Annotated in this window: 19 protein-coding genes and 1 tRNA gene; all 20 read left to right on the forward strand. The window is 45.9% G+C overall.

The genetic code is table 11. From position 1 onward, the window contains the following. Positions 1-267 precede the first annotated feature (267 nt). The 20 genes from rpsO to nuoN all read left to right on the forward strand — a co-directional run bounded on the left by rpsO (position 268) and on the right by nuoN (position 19,846). Positions 268-537 carry a 30S ribosomal protein S15 gene (gene rpsO, locus ICN29_RS00260; protein WP_068948469.1) on the forward strand — a complete coding sequence of 90 codons (270 nt, stop codon included), beginning with the start codon at positions 268-270 and terminating at the stop codon, positions 535-537. Positions 538-804: 267 nt separating this feature from the next. Further along, positions 805-2,964, forward strand: coding sequence for a polyribonucleotide nucleotidyltransferase (gene pnp / locus ICN29_RS00265; protein ID WP_216128600.1), 2,160 nt, complete (start codon positions 805-807; stop codon positions 2,962-2,964). 32 nt (positions 2,965-2,996) lie between these two features. Next, positions 2,997-3,995 (forward strand): NAD(P)H-quinone oxidoreductase, encoded by a 999-nt coding sequence (locus ICN29_RS00270; protein WP_216128602.1) that lies wholly within the window; start codon positions 2,997-2,999, stop codon positions 3,993-3,995. A gap of 16 nt (positions 3,996-4,011) precedes the next feature. Then, positions 4,012-4,770 carry a triose-phosphate isomerase gene (tpiA, locus tag ICN29_RS00275; protein WP_216128604.1) on the forward strand — a complete coding sequence of 253 codons (759 nt, stop codon included), beginning with the start codon at positions 4,012-4,014 and terminating at the stop codon, positions 4,768-4,770. Positions 4,771-4,791: 21 nt separating this feature from the next. Further along, a complete protein-coding gene (gene secG / locus ICN29_RS00280; protein WP_216128606.1) occupies positions 4,792-5,136 on the forward strand; it encodes a preprotein translocase subunit SecG in 345 nt (114 codons plus the stop codon). 86 nt (positions 5,137-5,222) lie between these two features. Continuing rightward, a tRNA-Leu gene (locus tag ICN29_RS00285) sits at positions 5,223-5,307 on the forward strand. Positions 5,308-5,386: 79 nt separating this feature from the next. Further along, positions 5,387-5,746 carry an NADH-quinone oxidoreductase subunit A gene (locus tag ICN29_RS00290; protein ID WP_011902892.1) on the forward strand — a complete coding sequence of 120 codons (360 nt, stop codon included), beginning with the start codon at positions 5,387-5,389 and terminating at the stop codon, positions 5,744-5,746. A gap of 5 nt (positions 5,747-5,751) precedes the next feature. Next, positions 5,752-6,234, forward strand: coding sequence for a NuoB/complex I 20 kDa subunit family protein (locus tag ICN29_RS00295; protein ID WP_011902891.1), 483 nt, complete (start codon positions 5,752-5,754; stop codon positions 6,232-6,234). Between the two features lie 3 nt (positions 6,235-6,237). Then, positions 6,238-6,837, forward strand: coding sequence for an NADH-quinone oxidoreductase subunit C (locus ICN29_RS00300; RefSeq protein WP_216128608.1), 600 nt, complete (start codon positions 6,238-6,240; stop codon positions 6,835-6,837). A 3-nt stretch (positions 6,838-6,840) separates the two neighbouring features. Next, complete coding sequence (locus tag ICN29_RS00305) at positions 6,841-8,094, forward strand: NADH-quinone oxidoreductase subunit D (protein ID WP_216128609.1); 1,254 nt, start codon at positions 6,841-6,843, stop codon at positions 8,092-8,094. Further along, entirely contained in the window at positions 8,094-8,600 is a 507-nt protein-coding gene (nuoE, locus tag ICN29_RS00310) for an NADH-quinone oxidoreductase subunit NuoE (RefSeq protein WP_216128611.1), read from the forward strand. Before ICN29_RS00305 ends, nuoE begins: the two co-directional genes overlap by 1 nt. After that, positions 8,597-9,895 carry an NADH-quinone oxidoreductase subunit NuoF gene (gene nuoF / locus ICN29_RS00315; RefSeq protein WP_216128613.1) on the forward strand — a complete coding sequence of 433 codons (1,299 nt, stop codon included), beginning with the start codon at positions 8,597-8,599 and terminating at the stop codon, positions 9,893-9,895. Before nuoE ends, nuoF begins: the two co-directional genes overlap by 4 nt. A 30-nt stretch (positions 9,896-9,925) precedes the next feature. Beyond that, on the forward strand, positions 9,926-12,241 hold the full coding sequence (gene nuoG / locus ICN29_RS00320) for an NADH-quinone oxidoreductase subunit NuoG (RefSeq protein ID WP_216128615.1): 2,316 nt from the start codon (positions 9,926-9,928) through the stop codon (positions 12,239-12,241). Between the two features lie 8 nt (positions 12,242-12,249). Then, positions 12,250-13,323, forward strand: a complete 1,074-nt coding sequence (nuoH, locus tag ICN29_RS00325; protein WP_216128618.1) for an NADH-quinone oxidoreductase subunit NuoH — start codon at positions 12,250-12,252, stop codon at positions 13,321-13,323. Positions 13,324-13,334: 11 nt separating this feature from the next. Beyond that, positions 13,335-13,826 carry an NADH-quinone oxidoreductase subunit NuoI gene (nuoI, locus tag ICN29_RS00330; protein WP_216128620.1) on the forward strand — a complete coding sequence of 164 codons (492 nt, stop codon included), beginning with the start codon at positions 13,335-13,337 and terminating at the stop codon, positions 13,824-13,826. Positions 13,827-13,847: 21 nt separating this feature from the next. Beyond that, positions 13,848-14,495: an NADH-quinone oxidoreductase subunit J gene (locus tag ICN29_RS00335; protein ID WP_216128622.1), complete on the forward strand. Its 648-nt coding sequence runs from the start codon at positions 13,848-13,850 to the stop codon at positions 14,493-14,495. Beyond that, a complete protein-coding gene (nuoK, locus tag ICN29_RS00340) occupies positions 14,492-14,800 on the forward strand; it encodes an NADH-quinone oxidoreductase subunit NuoK (RefSeq protein ID WP_216128624.1) in 309 nt (102 codons plus the stop codon). Before ICN29_RS00335 ends, nuoK begins: the two co-directional genes overlap by 4 nt. Before the next feature lie 2 nt (positions 14,801-14,802). Continuing rightward, a complete protein-coding gene (nuoL, locus tag ICN29_RS00345) occupies positions 14,803-16,860 on the forward strand; it encodes an NADH-quinone oxidoreductase subunit L (protein ID WP_216128626.1) in 2,058 nt (685 codons plus the stop codon). Between the two features lie 9 nt (positions 16,861-16,869). Further along, positions 16,870-18,336, forward strand: a complete 1,467-nt coding sequence (locus tag ICN29_RS00350) for an NADH-quinone oxidoreductase subunit M (RefSeq protein ID WP_216128629.1) — start codon at positions 16,870-16,872, stop codon at positions 18,334-18,336. A 10-nt stretch (positions 18,337-18,346) separates the two neighbouring features. Beyond that, entirely contained in the window at positions 18,347-19,846 is a 1,500-nt protein-coding gene (gene nuoN / locus ICN29_RS00355; protein ID WP_216128631.1) for an NADH-quinone oxidoreductase subunit NuoN, read from the forward strand. Positions 19,847-19,851: the final 5 nt, after the last annotated feature.

Consider the following 19,851-nt stretch of genomic DNA (forward strand, 5'->3'; position numbering starts at 1 on the left):
GCCCTAAAAGGTCTACTAATAAATAGGCTACTGGATTAAATGCGCTTATATCTTTGATTTTTAAGCAATTTATCATGCATTTTCAATAACTATTATTACTCCTAAAGCTAATAATATCTCAGGAAGAGCCTCACAGTAGCCAGCATGGGCTCGATCTGCTACAATTCGAGGGCTTTGATTTGTAAAGCTTTTTTGTTTTATTTTGTTAATAACGCACGACACAAATTGGGTGAAAGCTCAGGTGTTCGCAAGTAAGGAGTATTAAAAATGGCAGTTGCTGATATTAAGACGGCGGAAATCGTCAAAGAGAACGCGCGCAGCGCAAACGATACGGGTAGCCCTGAAGTTCAAGTTTCATTGCTAACCGCCCGTATCAATGAATTAACCCCCCATTTCAAGGCTAACGCTAAAGATCATCACAGCCGTCGTGGTTTGTTGAAGATGGTTTCACGTCGCCGTCGCCTCTTGGATTATCTCAAGGGCAAAGATTTGGATCGCTATCGCGCACTCATCGACAAATTAGGTCTCCGTAAGTAATTCTTATCGGTATGCAATGCCATCTTTCTTAGGGTTGTTTCTTCGCAGAACCGGTCTTAAGTAGATGGCATGTTTTTTGGGCGCTTTTCGATCATTTGTGTAGGGGATCGTGTCATTCCAATGAGTTTCTGAATGCCCCGCAGAGTCTCATTGGAATGGCATCCCTTTTGATCATAAATCGCTCCAGTGTTGTCGTGACACTGCTTTATCCCACGACAAGCGCAATGCTCATGTGAGTTTTGTGTGAACAATTTGGAGAAGATCAGAATGACTATGTTTAAAAAAGCAGTAAAGAGTTTTCAATGGGGCAACCATCAAGTAACTATAGAAACAGGTGAGATTGCTCGCCAATCTGGTGGCGCCGTCATCGTTAACGTGGATGACACCGTAGTAATGGGTACTGTAGTTGCCTCTAAGTCTGCAAAGCCAGGCCAATCCTTTTTCCCATTGACGGTGGATTATTTAGAAAAGACTTACGCAGCAGGCAAGATCCCTGGTGGCTTCTTCCGTCGTGAAGGTCGCCCTTCAGAAGGTGAGACCTTGATCTCTCGTTTGATCGATCGCCCATTACGCCCATTGTTTCCAGAAGGCTTCTTGAACGAAGTTCAAGTAGTGATCCATGTGTTGTCTATCAACCCTGACGTTCCTTCAGATATTCCTGCTTTGATCGCTGCTTCTGCAGCCTTGGCTATCTCAGGTATTCCTTTTGCTGGCCCTGTTGGCGCAGCTCGTGTGGGTTATGCCAATGGCCAATACCTCTTAAACCCAACCCGTACAGAACAAGCTACTAGTGAACTCGATTTAATCGTTGCTGGTACCCAAGCTGCTGTATTGATGGTGGAGTCAGAGGCAAACCAACTTTCTGAAGAAGTGATGTTAGGTGCTGTTGTATATGGTCACGACCAAATGCAAACCGCAATCAACGCCATCAACGAATTAGTAAAAGAGGCTGGCAAGCCAGAGTGGGATTGGACTGCTGCTCCTAAAGATGAGCCATTCATCGCTAAGGTTACTGCCTTAGCTGAAGCGCCATTGCGTGAGGCTTATCAGATTCGTCAAAAAGGTGCGCGTTCAGACAAGCTCAAAGAAATCTCTAAAACAGTGTTAGCTAAGCTAGCTGAAGAAGGTGACGTTGACGCTGTTGCTGTTAGCGACATCATGTTTGAAATCGAAGCGAAGATTGTTCGTAGCCAGATTTTGAATGGTGAACCACGCATTGATGGTCGTGATACCCGTACTGTTCGTCCGATTGAAATTCGGAATGGCGTATTGCCACGCACACACGGTTCTGCATTGTTTACCCGTGGTGAAACTCAAGCATTGGTAGTAGCTACTTTAGGTACTGCACGTGACGAGCAAATTATTGATGCGCTCGAAGGTGAATACCGCGATCGTTTCATGTTCCACTACAACATGCCTCCGTTTGCCACTGGCGAAACTGGTCGCGTAGGTAGCCCTAAGCGTCGTGAAATTGGTCATGGCCGTTTGGCTAAGCGCGCATTGATTCCAGTATTGCCAAGTGCTGAAGACTTTGCATACAGTATTCGGGTAGTTTCAGAAATCACTGAGTCCAACGGTTCATCTTCAATGGCTTCCGTTTGCGGTGGCTGTTTGGCAATGATGGATGCAGGTGTTCCAGTAAAAGCGCACGTTGCTGGTGTAGCCATGGGCTTGATTCTGGATGGCAACCGTTTTGCTGTGTTGACCGATATCTTGGGTGATGAAGATCACTTAGGCGATATGGACTTTAAAGTAGCAGGTACTGCAAATGGTATTACTGCACTACAGATGGACATTAAGGTTCAAGGCATTACTAAAGAAATTATGCAAGTGGCTTTAGCGCAAGCTAAAGAAGGCCGTTTGCACATCTTGAGCAAAATGCAAGAAGCCATGGGTTCAGTTCGTACAGAATTGTCAGCGCATGCTCCACGCATGGTGTCATTCAAGATTCATCCAGACAAGATTCGTGAAGTCATTGGTAAGGGTGGCGCAACTATCCAAGCTTTGACCAAAGAAACGGGTTGCAGCATCGACATTAAAGATGATGGCACTGTCACTATCGCTTCTACCAGTGCTGAAGGCATGGCTGAAGCAAAAGCACGTATCGAAGGTATTACTGCAGAGGCTGAAGTAGGCAAGATCTACGAAGGACCAGTAGTGAAGTTGCTTGAGTTCGGTGCTTTGGTAAACATTCTTCCAGGTAAAGATGGTCTCTTGCATATCTCTGAAATCTCTAACGAGCGTGTTAAAGAAGTCAAAGATTATTTGCAAGAAGGTCAAGTTGTACGCGTGAAGTTGTTAGCTGCTGACGAGCGTGGTCGTTTGCGTTTATCTCTCAAAGCTGCAATGGCAGAAGAGGGCGGTACGATTGCTCCTTTAGCTGGCGCTGCTGCTGAAGTGGCTCCATCCGCCGACGAAACAGCTTAAGTTATTCACCTCTACTACTGCGAGAAGCCCTTATGCGCGTAATGGAAATCAAAGAATTTGGCGCACCAGAAATGTTGGTGCCTGCCACTCGTCCGGATCCAGTAGTTCCGACTGCTGGTACCGGCGAGATTTTGATTAAGGTGATTGCTGCTGGTATCAACCGACCAGATGTGCTCCAGCGCAAGGGTTTTTACCCCGTGCCAGCTGGAGCTTCTGATATTCCTGGTCTTGAAGTTGCTGGTGAGATCATTGGCGGTGACTTAGCTCATGCAGATAATGTGTTTGGCCTGAAGATTGGCGATAAGGTTTGTGCCTTAGTGCAGGGTGGTGGTTATGCTGAGCTCTGCACAGCTCCAGTTGCCCAGTGCTTGCCCTACCCAAAAGGTTTTACTGATCAAGAGGCCGCAGCATTGCCTGAAACTTTCTATACCGTATGGAGTAACGTCTTCATGCGTGGTCAACTAGCAGAGGGTGAAACCCTCTTGGTACAAGGTGGTTCTAGCGGTATTGGTGTTACTGCCATTCTGATTGCCAAGGCTTTGGGCCATAAAGTATTTGTGACTGCAGGCACAGATGAAAAATGTACAGCTTGTATTAAGTTAGGCGCTGATTTAGCCGTGAACTATAAAACCCAAGACTTTGTGGAAGAGATTAAGAAAGCGACTGATGGTAAGGGCGTCAATGTCATTCTGGATATGGTGACTGGCGCTTATGTCCAACGTGAAATTGATTGTTTGGCTGATGATGGACGTATTGTCATCATTGCGATTCAGGGTGGATCAAAAGCGGAGGTGAGTACTAACCAAATCTTGCGCCGTCGTTTAACCATTACTGGTTCAACATTGCGCCCTCGTCCAGTCTCCTTTAAGAAGCAGATTACAAAGCAGCTTTATGACAATATCTGGCCTTTGCTCAATGCAGGCCAATTAAAGCCAGTGATTTACAAAACCTTCAGACTAGATCAGGCAGCAGATGCCCATAGCTTGATGGAATCATCAGAGCATGTTGGCAAGATTGTTTTAACAGTCTAGAAACTGTTACTTAAAAATGCGACCACTCATCATCATCGGTAACTGGAAAATGAATGGCAATCTTGCTAGTAATCAAGATTGGATCAAGACCGTTGCCCGTGGCATGGAAAGTGGTATGCCGTCTGGCCGTAAGTTTGCTGTATGTCCACCATTTCCGTATTTGGCGCAATGTGCAGCACTCATTAAAGAATTTTCTTTAGCCTTTTTAAGTCTTGGCGCACAAGATGCTTCAGCTTATGTGTCTGGCCCCTATACCGGTGAAGCAGCAGCTTCTACCTTAAAAGAATTGGGCTGTAGTTATGTGATTGTTGGCCACTCTGAGCGCCGTCAAACGCATCATGAAGCTGACGAGCTGGTAGCAGCGAAGGCCTTACAGGTATTAGATAGCGGTATGACACCAGTGATTTGTGTGGGCGAAACTGCGGATGAAAGAAATTCAGGTAGAGCGGTAGAGGTTGTTCGTGGACAAGTAGCAAAGCAGTTATCTGTGCTCCAAGACCGTTTAGCAGATTGCTTGATTGCTTATGAGCCTATTTGGGCGATTGGCACTGGCAAGGTTGCTAGCGCCCAAGTTGCCCAGGATATGCATCGCGCTATTCGTTTGCAATTGGCTGAATTTGATGAGGACGTTGCTTCTCATGTTGGAATTTTGTATGGCGGTAGTGTCAAACCTGACAATGCCGTTGAGTTGTTTGCAATGCCTGATATTGATGGCGGATTGGTTGGGGGAGCTTCATTAAATCCCCAAGAGTTTCTGGCTATCTGTAAGGCGTAGACTTTTATTTGGAGATGAATTGTGGAATGGCTTAAGACTTTATTGATCGTAATGCAGGTAGTTTCAGCATTGGCTGTGATTTTGTTAGTGCTATTGCAGCAAGGTAAGGGCGCGGACATGGGGGCAGCTTTTGGTTCAGGCGCCTCAGGTAGCTTATTCGGCGCTAGCGGCTCTGCTAATTTCCTGTCACATGCAACAGCCATTTTTGCTGCCGTTTTCTTCATTAGCACTTTGGGCATTACTTGGCTTGGCAATAAGAAGGAAGTTAGTCCTGGGGTTCTCTCTGGAACAGTTGCACCGGTGGTAGCTCCAGCAGCTCCAGTGGTGCCAGTCCAGGATCCAACAAAGCCTGCAGTTCCTAAGTAAAACAGTAGGTTTTTACAGATTTACCCGCCCGTAAATGAGGGTAGTGAAGTGTTGCAATGCAGTAGAATTGATAGGTTTTGCAAGATGCCGACGTGGTGAAATTGGTAGACACGCTATCTTGAGGGGGTAGTGGCTTAGGCTGTGCGAGTTCGAGTCTCGCCGTCGGCACCAAAATGTAGAAGTTGTATTAAGTGTATTAATGAATCATGAGCTGTTTTAAGCATTACCAGACGAACGAATCAGGACCATTTTGAATCTCGCTAATTACTTTCCTGTTCTACTTTTTATCCTCGTAGGTATTGGGGTGGGATTAGTCCCCATGTTCCTCGGTAAAATTTTGGCTCCTTCGAAGCCTGATGCTGAAAAACTCTCTCCATATGAGTGCGGTTTTGAAGCTTTCGAAGATGCGCGTATGAAGTTCGATGTGCGCTATTACCTCATTGCCATTCTTTTCATCCTCTTTGATCTTGAGACAGCATTCCTATTTCCATGGGGTGTTGCTTTGCGTGATATCGGTTGGTTTGGCTACGCCTCTATGGTGATCTTCCTATTGGAATTCATTGTGGGATTTGTGTATATCTGGAAAAAGGGCGCTCTCGACTGGGAGTGATCGATATGGCACTAGAAGGCGTTCTCAAAGAAGGATTTGTTACCACTACTGCGGATCAGTTGATCAACTGGACGCGTAACGGCTCTTTATGGCCAATGACTTTTGGTCTGGCTTGCTGCGCGGTGGAGATGATGCATGCCGGCGCATCGCGTTATGACTTAGACCGTTTTGGCGTGGTGTTTCGCCCATCTCCGCGTCAATCGGATTTGATGATTGTTGCAGGCACTTTATGTAACAAGATGGCCCCAGCCTTGCGTAAGGTTTACGACCAAATGCCAGAACCACGCTGGGTAATCTCTATGGGTTCTTGTGCAAACGGTGGTGGGTATTACCATAACTCCTATTCAGTAGTGCGCGGTTGCGACCGCATTGTGCCAGTAGATATTTATGTTCCTGGTTGCCCTCCAACCGCTGAAGCCTTGATTTATGGAATCATTCAGTTGCAATCGAAGATCGCTCGTACTAGCACGATTGCGCGGAAGGCCTAATTCATGTCAGATCGTTTAGTTCAATTAGCTGCCAACCTAGAAAAAGTTCTGGGTAAGCGTGCTCGCTCGATTGAGAGTGCACTAGGTGAGGTGACTGTCGTGTTGAACGCCGATACTTATTTTGAGTCTGCCATGCTATTGCGTGATAACCCATTACTTGCTTTTGAGCAATTGATTGATTTATGTGGTGTTGATTACCAAGACTTTGGTGATGGCGCTTGGAGTGGTCAACGTTTCGCTGTTGTCAGTCATTTGCTATCACTGCAACACAACTGGCGTTTGCGCGTCAGAGTCTTTGCTGCTGACGATAGCTATCCATTAGTGGCTTCAATTACTCCAGTATGGAACTCCGCTAACTGGTTTGAGCGTGAAGCATTTGATCTCTACGGCATCTTGTTTGATGGTCATGATGACTTGCGCCGTATTTTGACTGACTATGGCTTTATTGGCCATCCATTTAGAAAAGATTTCCCAATCAGTGGGACGGTCGAAATGCGTTATGACCCAGAGTTAAAACGGGTTGTCTATCAGCCAGTCACGATTGAGGCGCGTGAGATTACTCCCCGCATCGTGCGCGAAGAACAGTACGGAGGCCCGGTTTAAGTTATGGCCAAGATTAAGAACTACACCCTGAACTTTGGGCCTCAGCATCCTGCGGCCCACGGTGTATTGCGCTTAGTGCTTGAGCTTGATGGTGAAGTGATTCAGCGCGCTGACCCCCATATTGGTTTATTGCATCGTGCAACAGAAAAATTAGCTGAGACGCGTACTTGGATCCAGAACGTGCCTTATATGGATCGCTTGGATTACGTTTCTATGATGGCCAATGAACATGCTTATGTCATGGCTATTGAGAAGTTGTTGCAAGTAGAAGTTCCGCTGCGCGCACAATATATCCGTGTGATGTATGACGAGTTGACTCGTTTATTGAATCACTTACTCTGGATTGGTTGTCACGGCTTAGACGTGGGTGCGATGGCGGTGTTCTTGTACGCCTTCCGTGATCGTGAAGATATTTTTGATATGTACGAAGCCGTATCTGGCGCTCGTATGCATGCTGCTTACTATCGTCCGGGTGGTGTCTATCGCGACTTGCCAGACCAAATGGCGCAGTACAGTAAATCTAAAGTTCGCAGCCCATCAGCCGTAAAGCGTTTGAATGAGAACCGTAGTGGTTCATTACTCGACTTCATAGAGCAGTTTAGCAATGGCTTTGATGCCAACGTTGACGAGTACTGCAATCTCTTAACGGATAACCGCATCTGGAAACAACGTCTAGTCAATATCGGTGTCGTCACGCCTGAGCGTGCATTGCAACTCGGCTTTACTGGCCCGATGTTGCGAGGTTCTGGTATTGAGTGGGATTTACGTAAGAAGCAGCCATACGAAGTCTATGACCGCCTGGACTTTGATATTCCAGTTGGTGTGAATGGCGACTCATATGATCGTTATCTAGTTCGCATGGAAGAGATGTATCAATCCAACCGCATTATTAAACAGTGCATAGCCTGGCTCAAGGCAAATCCAGGCCCTGTGATGAGCGACAACCATAAAGTAGCTCCACCAAAGCGCGTGGATATGAAAACCAATATGGAAGAGTTGATTCACCATTTCAAACTCTTTACCGAAGGCATGCATGTTCCGAATGGCGAAGCCTACTCAGCCGTTGAGCATCCAAAAGGTGAATTCGGTATTTACTTGATTTCTGATGGCGCTAATAAGCCATATCGCTTAAAGATTCGTGCACCTGGATTTGTCCATCTTTCAGCCATGGATGAAATGTCCCGTGGCCACATGTTGGCTGATGCCGTAACGATTATTGGTACGCAAGACATTGTGTTTGGAGAGATTGACCGCTAATGACAACCACTCTTCAACTATCCGATAAAACACTGGCAGAGATTGCCCGTAATGTCGCCAAATATCCGCCAGAGCAAAAGCAGTCTGCAGTCATGGCTGCTTTGATTGCTGCCCAAGGCGAAGTAGGTTGGGTATCGCCTGAGGTCATTGCAACCGTTGCTCAGATTTTAGAGATGCCTAGCATTGCAGTAGATGAAGTGGCTACTTTCTACAATATGTATAACACCAAGCCGATTGGTAAATACAAGCTGGTGATCTGTACCAACTTGCCTTGCCAATTAACGCATGGCGCTACAGCTGCAAACTATCTGAAAGATACTTTGGGTATCGGCTTTAATGAAACTACCTCTTGTGGCACCTTCACTCTAAAAGAGGGTGAGTGTATGGGCGCCTGTGGCGACTCACCAGTGATGTTAGTAAATGACAAGCGGATGTGCAGTTTTATGAGTAAAGAAAAAATTGATTCACTATTAAGTGAACTCCGTGCAGAAGGGAAAGCGGTATGACCAGCTTGCACGACCGTCACATTAAGCCTTTGATTCTTGCTGGATTGAATGGTGATAACTGGCGCTTAAAAGACTATGAAAGTCGTGGTGGCTATCAACAATTACGTCGTTTATTAAATGACAAAGTTGCTCCTGATGCCATCATTGCCGAGTTGAAAGCATCATCATTGCGTGGTCGCGGTGGTGCGGGTTTCCCAACAGGATTGAAGTGGAGCTTTATGCCCCGTCAGTTCCCAGGCCAAAAATATTTAGTTTGTAATAGCGATGAAGGTGAGCCTGGTACCTTTAAAGACCGTGACATCATGCGCTATAACCCACATGCTTTGATTGAGGGCATGATCATTGGCGCATACACCATGGGTATTAGTGTTGGCTATAACTATATCCACGGTGAGATCTGGGAAGTGTATGCACGCTTTGAAGAGGCTTTAGAAGAAGCGCGTGCTGCAGGTTACTTAGGCGACAAGATTCTGGGAAGTGATTTCTCCTTCCAGTTGCATGCCACTCCAGGTTGGGGTGCCTATATCTGTGGCGAAGAAACCGCTTTGCTGGAATCATTAGAAGGTAAAAAAGGCCAACCACGCTTTAAGCCGCCATTCCCAGCCAGCTTTGGTTTGTATGGCAAGCCTACAACGATTAATAATACTGAAACATTTGCAGCCGTTCCCTTTGTTTTAGCAATTGGTGGTCAAGCCTATTTAGATCTGGGTAAACCGAATAACGGCGGTACCAAAATTTTCTCTGTATCTGGTGACGTAGTACATTCCGGAAATTACGAGGTTCCATTGGGTACGCCATTTGCTAACTTACTCAAGCTTGCTGGTGGCATGCGTGATGGCAAAGCATTAAAAGCAGTGATTCCTGGAGGATCTTCAGCCCCGGTAATTCCTGGCGCGCAAATGATGGATTTGACGATGGATTACGACAGCATTGCTAAAGCAGGTTCCATGCTGGGATCTGGTGCCGTGATCGTGATGAATGACACCCGTTGCATGGTGCGGGCCTTAGAGCGCTTGTCTTATTTTTATCACGAAGAATCTTGTGGTCAGTGCACCCCCTGTCGTGAAGGTACCGGCTGGTTGTATCGCATTGTTCATCGCATTGAACATGGTCAAGGACGTCCTGAAGATTTAGATTTACTCAACGACGTAGCAGCCAATATTCAAGGGCGTACGATTTGCGCTTTGGGTGATGCTGCTGCAATGCCAGTGCGTGGCATGTTGAAGCATTACATGAATGAATTTGTCTATCACGTAGAAAATAAGCGCTGCTTAGATTCTGTACAACCTTTATAAGTTATTGAGCTGGGATATCTTCAAGTGAGCATGGTTGAAATCGAATTAGATGGCAAGACAGTAGAGGTTCCGCAAGGTTCGATGGTGATGCACGCCGCGAATAAGCTTGGCACCTACGTCCCACATTTTTGCTATCACAAGAAATTATCCATTGCTGCTAACTGCCGTATGTGCTTGGTGGAAGTAGAGAAGGCACCTAAGCCATTGCCTGCTTGCGCTACACCAGTGACGCAAGGTATGAAGGTGTTTACCCATTCGGCTAAAGCAGTTGAGGCACAACGCTCCGTCATGGAGTTCTTACTAATTAATCACCCATTGGATTGCCCAATTTGCGACCAAGGTGGCGAGTGCCAGTTACAAGATTTAGCAGTGGGTTACGGTAAATCGAATTCACGCTATGACGAAGAGAAGCGGGTAGTGTTTCATAAGAATGTTGGTCCATTAATCTCGATGCAAGAGATGACCCGTTGTATTCATTGCACCCGTTGCGTTCGTTTTGGCCAAGAAGTTGCCGGCGTCATGGAATTGGGCATGGTCAATCGTGGCGAGCATTCAGAAATCACTACCTTTGTAGGTCAAACAGTGGATTCAGAGCTTTCTGGAAACATGATTGATATATGCCCCGTTGGCGCATTAACTAGCAAACCTTTCCGGTATGCAGCCCGCACTTGGGAATTAGGTCGTAAGCGCTCTGTCAGTCCACACGATAGCTTAGGTGCAAACACTACCGTACAAACTAAAGACAACAAGGTCATGCGGGTTGTGGCCTTAGAGAATGAAGCAATCAATGAATGCTGGATTAGTGACCGTGATCGCTTTGCCTATGAGGGTTTAAATAGCCCAGACCGACTTACTACGCCAATGGTGAAGCAGGGCGGCCAATGGCTTGAAACCGATTGGCAGTCAGCATTAGATTATGTGGCGCACTCATTAAAGACTATCTCTGCCCAAAGTGGTCCAGAGTCCATTGCTGCCTTAGCCCATCCAATCTCGAGTACTGAAGAACTACATCTCTTGCAAAAGATGATTCGTGGCCTGGGTTCAAGTCAAATTGATACGCGCTTACGTCAGACTGATATTAAAGCCGCTGCAACTGCACCATGGCTAGGTATGCCAATCGCTAAATTGAGTGAGCTTGATCGGGTTCTGATCATTGGCAGCTTCTTGCGCAAGGATCAGCCGATTCTTGCAGCTCGTATTCGGACTGCTGCCAAGCGCAGCTTACAAGTGATGCGGATTGATGCTGGCGGTGATGATTGGCTTATTCCAAATACCGCTATTACAGCTGCACCTAGTGCATGGGTAAATAGCTTGAGTGAAGTTGCACTAGCAGTCGCTAAAGCAAAATCCGTATCTGCTCCTGCAGGTATAGCGAATGTATCCGTCTCTCCAGCAGCACAGAAGATTGCTGACAACTTACTTTCTGGCTCTACAAAAGCAGTGCTTCTCGGTTCTGCAGCGATTGCGCATCAACAGGCATCTGATTTACATGTGCTGGCACAATTTATTGCAGAGCAAACTGGTGCTACCTTAGGTTTCTTACCAGTTGGTGGCAATGCTGTTGGCGCTGCCTTAGTCCATGCCAATGGCGCAGGTGTTGACTCTGTGCTCTCTGGCAATTGCAAAGCAGTATTGCTGATGAATATCGAGCCAGATGCAGACTTGGAAAATCCTACGCAAGCACGTGCAGCCTTGGCAAAAGCCAATACGGTGATTGCATTAAGCGCTTATAAGAGCGCTGATTTATTAGAGTTGGCTGATGTCATTCTGCCGATCTCCACCTTTACTGAAACAGTGAGTACATTTGTGAATGCAGAAGGTATTGCGCAGACTGTTCAACCTTCAGTCAAACCATTAAGCGATTCCCGCCCAGCATGGAAAGTGCTACGAGTACTTGGTGGTCTCATAGGTCTGGACGGTTTCTTATTTAATTTGCCTGAAGAAGTTTTAGGTGAAGCCCTGGATGAAAAATACTGCACTCGCTTAAGCAACAAAGCGACAAGCAACTCTATTGCCAGTGGAAGTCATGCTCCAATACCTGGCCTTGAGCGAATTGCCGACGTCAACATCTATGCCGGCGACCAAATCGTGCGTCGTTCCCATGCATTGCAATTAACACGTGATGCAAAACGGGGCAATCAGGCTGGTTTAAATCAAGAGCTGTTCTCAGAACTCGGCCTCAAAGAGGGTGATGCAGTAAGAGTTTCTCAAGGCAGCCAGTCGGTTGATCTGCCTGCAACATTAGAAGTGAATTTAGCGCTAGGTGCCGTCAGAATTTCTGCAGGCACTATGGCGAGTGCGAAATTAGGATCGATGTATGGTCCTATTACCGTTAGTAAGGCATAAGGCAGGGAATGGATCATTTCTTGGACCTCATTACTACGCAAGGCGAGGCTATCTTTGGCTCTTTATGGCCACTGGTTTGGGCATTGCTGCGGATTGTCATCATCGTATTACCGATGTTTGCTTGTGTAGCGTATTTGACTCTCTGGGAAAGAAAGTTAATTGGTTGGATGCACATTCGTCTCGGACCAAATCGTGTTGGGCCATTAGGCTTACTGCAGCCGATTGCTGATGCATTAAAACTGTTGATGAAGGAGATCATTTCTCCTGCACGGTCTTCTAAGGTCTTGTTCTTTATAGCGCCGATCATGGTCATCATGCCTGCCTTTGCGGCATGGGCGGTGATTCCCTTCCAGGCCAAAATGGTTCTGGCGGATGTGAATGCTGGCCTGCTCTATATCATGGCGATTTCATCGATTGGCGTATACGGCGTCATTCTGGCTGGGTGGTCTTCGAATTCTAAGTATCCGTTCTTAGGTGCCATGCGTGCATCAGCACAAATGATCTCTTATGAAATTGCAATGGGCTTTGCTTTAGTGACTGTGCTCTTGACTTCAGGCTCATTGAACTTGAGCGCTATTGTTATCTCCCAACAGCAAGGCTTTTTTGCTGATCTGGGATTGAACTTTCTGTCCTGGAATTGGTTGCCATTACTCCCCATGTTCTTAATCTACTTCATCTCCGGAGTTGCAGAGACAAATCGTCATCCGTTTGACGTCGTTGAAGGCGAGTCAGAGATTGTTGCGGGGCATATGGTTGAGTACTCAGGAATGTCATTTGCCATGTTCTTCTTGGCTGAGTACGCCAATATGATCCTGATTGCGGCAGTTTCTTCCATCATATTCTTAGGTGGCTGGTTACCAATTGTTGACTTGCCAATCTTGCGTGATATTCCCGGTTTCTTCTGGTTGTTTGGTAAAACCTTCTTCCTCTTGTCTTGTGTGATTTGGTTGCGCGCTACTTTGCCGCGCTATCGCTATGACCAGATCATGCGCTTGGGCTGGAAGATCTTCATTCCCATCTCGGTATTTTGGGTGGTTGTTGTCGGTGCATGGGTTGTATCCCCATGGAATATTTGGAAATAGGTTAATCAATTATGTTTAAGAAAATTTCCCAATTCCTCGATAGCTTGATGCTTAAAGACATCTTGACTGGCATGTCTATTACCGGTCGCTATCTCTTTAAGCCAAAAATTACTATTCAATACCCGGAAGAGAAGACTCCATTGTCACCCCGTTTCCGTGGCCTACATGCTTTGCGCCGTTATGAAAACGGTGAAGAGCGTTGTATCGGCTGTAAATTGTGCGAAGCCGTCTGTCCTGCATACGCAATCACCATTGAAACCGCTGAGCGTGAAGATGGTACTCGCCGTACTAGCCGTTATGACATTGATTTAACCAAATGCATCTTCTGTGGCTTCTGTGAAGAAGCTTGCCCGGTTGATGCGATTGTAGAAACTAATATTTTTGAATACTTTGGTGATAAGCGGGGCGATTTGTACTTCACTAAAGACATGTTATTGGCAGTAGGCGATAAATATGAAAAAGATATTGCTAGCAATCGTGCAGCTGATGCACCTTATCGCTAATCGGATAGAACACACATCACTATGACATTTGATCCATCCACCTTATTTGCGGTCTTCTTCTACGGATTTGCAGGCTTGCTGGTGATTTCTGCGGTACGCGTGATTACAGCTCGCAATCCAGTACATGCTGCACTCTTTTTGGTGTTGGCTTTCTTTTGCGCCTCAGGCCTTTGGATGTTGCTCAAGGCTGAGTTCCTGAGCTTGGCATTGATCTTGGTTTATGTTGGCGCTGTGATGGTTCTTTTCCTCTTCGTGGTGATGATGTTAGATCTGGATTTAGAACATTTGCGTCGTGACTTCAGAAAATACCTACCCGTTGCTTTCTTGATGGGTACTGTGATTGTTCTAGAGTTATCGATTGTGATCATTCGCAGCTTTATTGGTACGAGCGCTCCTGTGCAAGTCATGCCAGAAGAAATTGCTGCAAACAATACCTTAGCCCTCGGTAGATTAATTTTCGTAGATTATGTTTACGCCTTTGAAGTGGCTGGTGTAATTCTTTTGGTTGCCATCATTGCAGCTGTTGCCTTGACCTTACGTAATCGAAAAGACTCTAAGTCACAGAATATTCACGAGCAAGTGAATGTGGTTGCGGCAGACCGTATGCGGGTGGTCAAAATGGATTCAGATATGGGTGCAAAGCAAGATACTAGAGGGGAGAAGAAATGAATATCACTCTCGCTCACTACTTAGTGCTTGGCGCAATTTTGTTTGCCACTAGCGTAATCGGTATTTTTCTAAATCGTAAGAATGTGATCGTGCTCTTAATGGCAATTGAATTAATGCTGCTGGCGGTAAACATGAACTTCATCGCTTTCTCTCATTATTTGAGTGATATGGCAGGTCAAGTATTTGTATTCTTTATTTTGACTGTGGCAGCTGCGGAAGCGGCTATCGGCTTGGCAATTTTGGTAGTGCTCTTCCGTAAGGTCGACACCATTAATGCCGATGATCTTGACCACCTAAAAGGCTAGTCATGCAATTGACCTTAAATATTCCTGTTCTCTGTGCGATTCCTCTCGCGCCATTGATTGGCTCGATCATTGCCGGTTTATTTGGTACTAAATTAGGCGGCAATCGCATTGGCCAAGGCGCATCCCAGTTTGTGGCTATCTTAGGTGTCACGATTGCATTCGTATTGTCTTGCAATGTGCTGGTGCAAGTAATGGATGGTTTCTATTTCAACGGTACCGTGTACCGCTGGATGGAATTGGGTGAGCTCAATTTAGATATTGGCTTCTTAATTGATCCATTAACAGCAACCATGATGTGTGTGGTGACCTTTGTATCGCTGATGGTTCACATTTACACCATTGGTTATATGCGTGGCGAAGAGGGCTATAACCGCTTCTTCTCTTATATCTCTTTATTTACCTTTGCCATGTTGATGCTGGTGATGAGTAATAACCTCTTGCAGCTCTTCTTTGGTTGGGAAGCGGTGGGTGTGGTTTCCTATCTGCTGATTGGCTTCTATTTCGAGCGCCAGTCTGCCGTATTTGCCAATATGAAAGCCTTCTTGGTCAACCGTATTGGAGACTTCGGCTTCATTCTGGGTATTGGCTTATTACTAGCCAGTACCGGCTCAATGCAATATGACGTCATTTTTGCGCAGAACACTGCCTTAGCAGCGCAAACATTACCTGGCACTAGCTGGAATTTATTGACAGTAATTTGTATTTGTTTGTTCATCGGCGCGATGGGTAAATCAGCGCAATTCCCATTGCATGTTTGGTTGCCAGATTCTATGGAAGGCCCAACGCCCATTTCTGCATTGATTCATGCGGCGACTATGGTGACCGCAGGCATCTTTATGGTGTCTCGGATGTCACCATTATTCGAGCTTTCAGATGTGGCCTTGAGCTTTATCGTCATCATTGGCGCAATTACTACGCTCTTTATGGGCTTTTTGGGTATTGTGCAAAACGATATCAAACGCGTAGTGGCTTATTCCACCTTATCTCAATTGGGTTATATGACCGTAGCACTGGGCGTTTCTGCTTATCCAGTAGCGATCTTCCATTTGATGACTCATGCATTCTTCAAGGCCTTATTATTCCTTGCAGCCGGTAGCGTGATTTTAGGTATGCACCACGAGCAAGATATGCGTAAGATGGGCGGTCTCTGGAAATACATGCCAATTACTTGTCTTATGATGCTGCTTGGTAATCTTGCTTTAATTGGCACTCCATTTTTCTCTGGCTTCTATTCCAAAGATTCTATTATTGAAGCGGTTGCTGCTAGCCATATTGCTGGCTCTGGATTTGCTTACTTTGCGGTGATGGCTAGCGTCTTCGTAACTGCTTTGTATTCATTCCGCCTTTACTTCCTGGTATTCCACGGTAAAGCACGCTGGGGTCATGCTGATTCCCATGCGCATGATCATCATGAGCATGCAGAGCAGGGCGATGACCATGCCCATCATGGTTTAGCGCCAGGTGAGAAGCCTCATGAATCTCCGTTGGTTGTGACCTTGCCATTGATTCTGTTAGCGATTCCATCGGTCATCATTGGCTTCTACACGATTACGCCACTCTTGTTCGGCACCTACTTTGGTGACTCCATCTTTATTGATGTTCTACGTCATCCGGTCATGAAAGAACTCGAAGATGAGTTCAATGGTCCGATAGCAATGGCAATTCATGCATTGACATCGCCAATACTCTTGTTAGTAGTGCTGGGTGTACTAACGGCTGCCATTGGTTATCTCTGGGCTCCAAAATTACCCGCTAAGGTTGCAGAAGCATTGGCACCCATTAAGAAATTACTCGATAACAAATACTATCTGGATGATTTAAATCAAGCGGTCTTTGCAAAAGGCCTCATTTGGATTGGCAGTTTCTTATGGCACCGTGGTGATCAAAAAATCATTGATGGTTTCTTTGTCAATGGCAGTGCGCATACAGTAGGGCGCTTTGCTGGTGTGATACGCCATTTGCAATCCGGTTATCTTTACCACTATGCCTTTGCAATGATTGCAGGCTTAGCGGCATTGCTCGCTTGGGTTTTATACGCTTACCAGCCTTTTGTTCGCTAGGCCGCCATCATGACTCTTTCTTACGCCATTTGGACCCCGATTGTTTTTGGACTCATTATTTTAATTTTTGGGTCTGATAAACCATCTGCTGGTGTTCGCTGGCTAGCTCTGATTGGCGCCATTCTTGGTTTCATTGCAACGCTTCCTCTGATTATCAATTTTGATATTGCTAACCCAGGAATGCAGTTCGTTGAGAAGTTCAGTTGGATTCCCCGTTACGATATTAACTATTATCTCGGCATTGATGGTATTTCTGTTTGGTTCATTGTGCTGACAGCCTTCATCAATATTTTTGTGGTGATTGCAGCATGGGAAGTCATTGATACCAAAGTATCGCAATACATGGCTTCCTTCATGTTCCTCTCAGGATTGATGATTGGCGTATTTTGTGCGCTGGACGCTTTATTGTTTTACGTTTTCTTCGAAGCAACCTTAATTCCAATGTACATCATCATTGGTGTGTGGGGTGGCCATAACCGCATCTACGCCGCATTCAAGTTCTTCTTGTACACCTTGCTTGGCTCCTTATTAACTTTGGTTGCCATGCTGTATTTGTATAACGTCACCAATAGCTTTGATATCTTGGTCTGGCAAAATGCACGCCTAGATATCGTCGAGCAAATTTTGCTGTTCTTCGCCTTCTTCATGGCTTTTGCTGTGAAGGTGCCAATGTGGCCATTGCATACTTGGTTGCCAGATGTTCACGTAGAAGCGCCTACCGGTGGCTCTGTTGTCTTGGCAGCCATTATGTTGAAACTCGGTGCTTATGGTTTCTTACGCTTCTCATTGCCGATTGCACCGGACGCTAGCCAATATCTTGGTCCATTCATCATCTTCTTATCCTTAGTTGCGGTGATCTACGTTGGCGCAGTAGCCTTAGTACAAAAGGATATGAAAAAGCTCGTGGCGTATTCATCGGTTGCGCATATGGGCTTTGTAACCCTGGGCTTCTTCCTCTTTAGCCCGCTGGGTATTGAGGGCGGCATTGTGCAGATGATTTCTCACGGCTTTGTAGCCGGTGCCATGTTCCTTTCTATAGGTGTGCTCTATGACCGTATGCATACCCGTCAGATTGCTGATTACGGTGGAGTAGTACATCGTATGCCAGCATTTACTGCCTTTGCCGTATTAATGGCCATGGCCAACTGTGGCCTCCCAGCAACTTCAGGATTTGTTGGTGAGTTCATGGTGATTCTTGCAGCAGTGGACTATGACTTTGTGATTGGTATCCTAGCTTCAACAGCTTTGATTCTGGGTGCTGCTTATTCATTGTGGATGGTCAAGCGCGTATTTTTCGGTGCGATTACCAATGCCCATGTAGAAGAGCTAAAAGACCTCAACGCTCGTGAGTACTTCATGATGGCTGTATTAACGATTTGCGTGATTGGTATGGGGGTTTATCCAAAGCCATTTACAGACATCATTCATCCTGCCGTTATTAATCTGCTACAGCATGTTGCTGTGAGCAAACTCTGAGTAAAAGCAAATGCAAGCATTCGACCTCTACGCCATCCTGCCGGAACTCGTTTTACTCATAGCAGCCTGTTTTCTATTGGTTGCTAGCGTTTATGTTCCTGAGAAAGTGGTATCTACTCCAGGTGTAGAGCAGGATATTTTCCATACCCCGCGGGGAGTGGGTTTTGTGTATTTCTTCACCATCATTCTCTTGGTATATCTGATCTTTGCATTCATTGGCCGCATGGGTGACCCAGCGCTCATGGCGATGAATGACTTATTTCAATCTGACCCTTTTTCTAACTTAATGAAAGCCTGTTCATGTGGGGCTGTCTTGGTAAGTTTGATTTACTCCAAGCAATACCTCATTGATCGCGCTTTATTCCGTCCAGACTTTATTGTTTTAGCTTTACTTGCCTTGCTGGGTCAGTTTGTCTTGATCTCTGGTGCAAACCTTTTAACCTTGTACCTTGGCTTGGAGCTAATGGCTTTACCAACTTATGCATTGGTAGCAATGCGCCATAGTAGCGAGAAGAGTGTTGAAGCTGCCATCAAGTATTTCATCTTAGGTGCATTGGCTTCAGGCTTCTTGCTATATGGCATGTCTATGCTTTACGGCGTAACCGGCTCATTAGATTTAATAGAAATCTTTAAAATCGTTGCTGATCCACGCATCAATCATTTAGTCATGGCTTTTGGCTTAGTGTTTATTGTTGCTGGCTTGGCATTCAAGTTAGGCGTAGTGCCTTTTCATATGTGGGTACCAGACGTCTATCAGGGCGCACCAACAGCGGTGACTCTGATGATCGCTGCAGCTCCTAAGCTTGCTGCATTTGCCTTGCTATTTCGCTTATTGGTGAACACTCTATTGCCGCTCTTGGGTGACTGGCAGCCGATGTTGGTAGTACTGGCAGTGCTGTCATTAGTAGTTGGTAACGTTACGGCAATTGCACAAACTAATTTGAAGCGCATGTTAGCTTATTCTGCAATCGCGCAAATGGGCTTCGTACTTTTAGGCATGTTGTCGGTCTTTGATGAGCATGCGTTTAGTGCTTCCATGTTTTATGCCATTACCTATGTATTAACTACATTGGGTAGCTTTGGCTTACTCATGATTCTCTCGCGTAAAGGTCATGACTGTGAGACCTTAGATGACCTCAAGGGCCTGAATAAAAAGCATCCTTGGTTTGCTTTCATCGGACTGGTGATGATGTTCTCTTTAGCTGGTATTCCGCCAACAGTGGGCTTTGCAGCCAAATTAGGCGTGTTAGAGGCCTTGGTGGATGCAGAGCATACCTTCTTAGCTATTACTGCCGTGATGGCATCCTTGGTTGGCGCTTTCTACTACCTACGCGTAGTGAAGGTGATGTATTTTGATGAGCCAGTGCAGGAGACTTCCATCAGCGGCTCTGGATTTGCCAAAGGCATTCTGGGCTTAAATAGTATTTTGGTATTAGCGCTAGGCATTGTTCCTGCTGGCTTAATGAGTCTTTGTCTAGACGCTATGCGTCGCACCTTATTAGGCTCCTAAATTCT

This window comes from Polynucleobacter nymphae, assembly GCF_018882155.1.
In the GTDB taxonomy this organism is placed as follows: Bacteria; Pseudomonadota; Gammaproteobacteria; order Burkholderiales; family Burkholderiaceae; genus Polynucleobacter; species Polynucleobacter nymphae.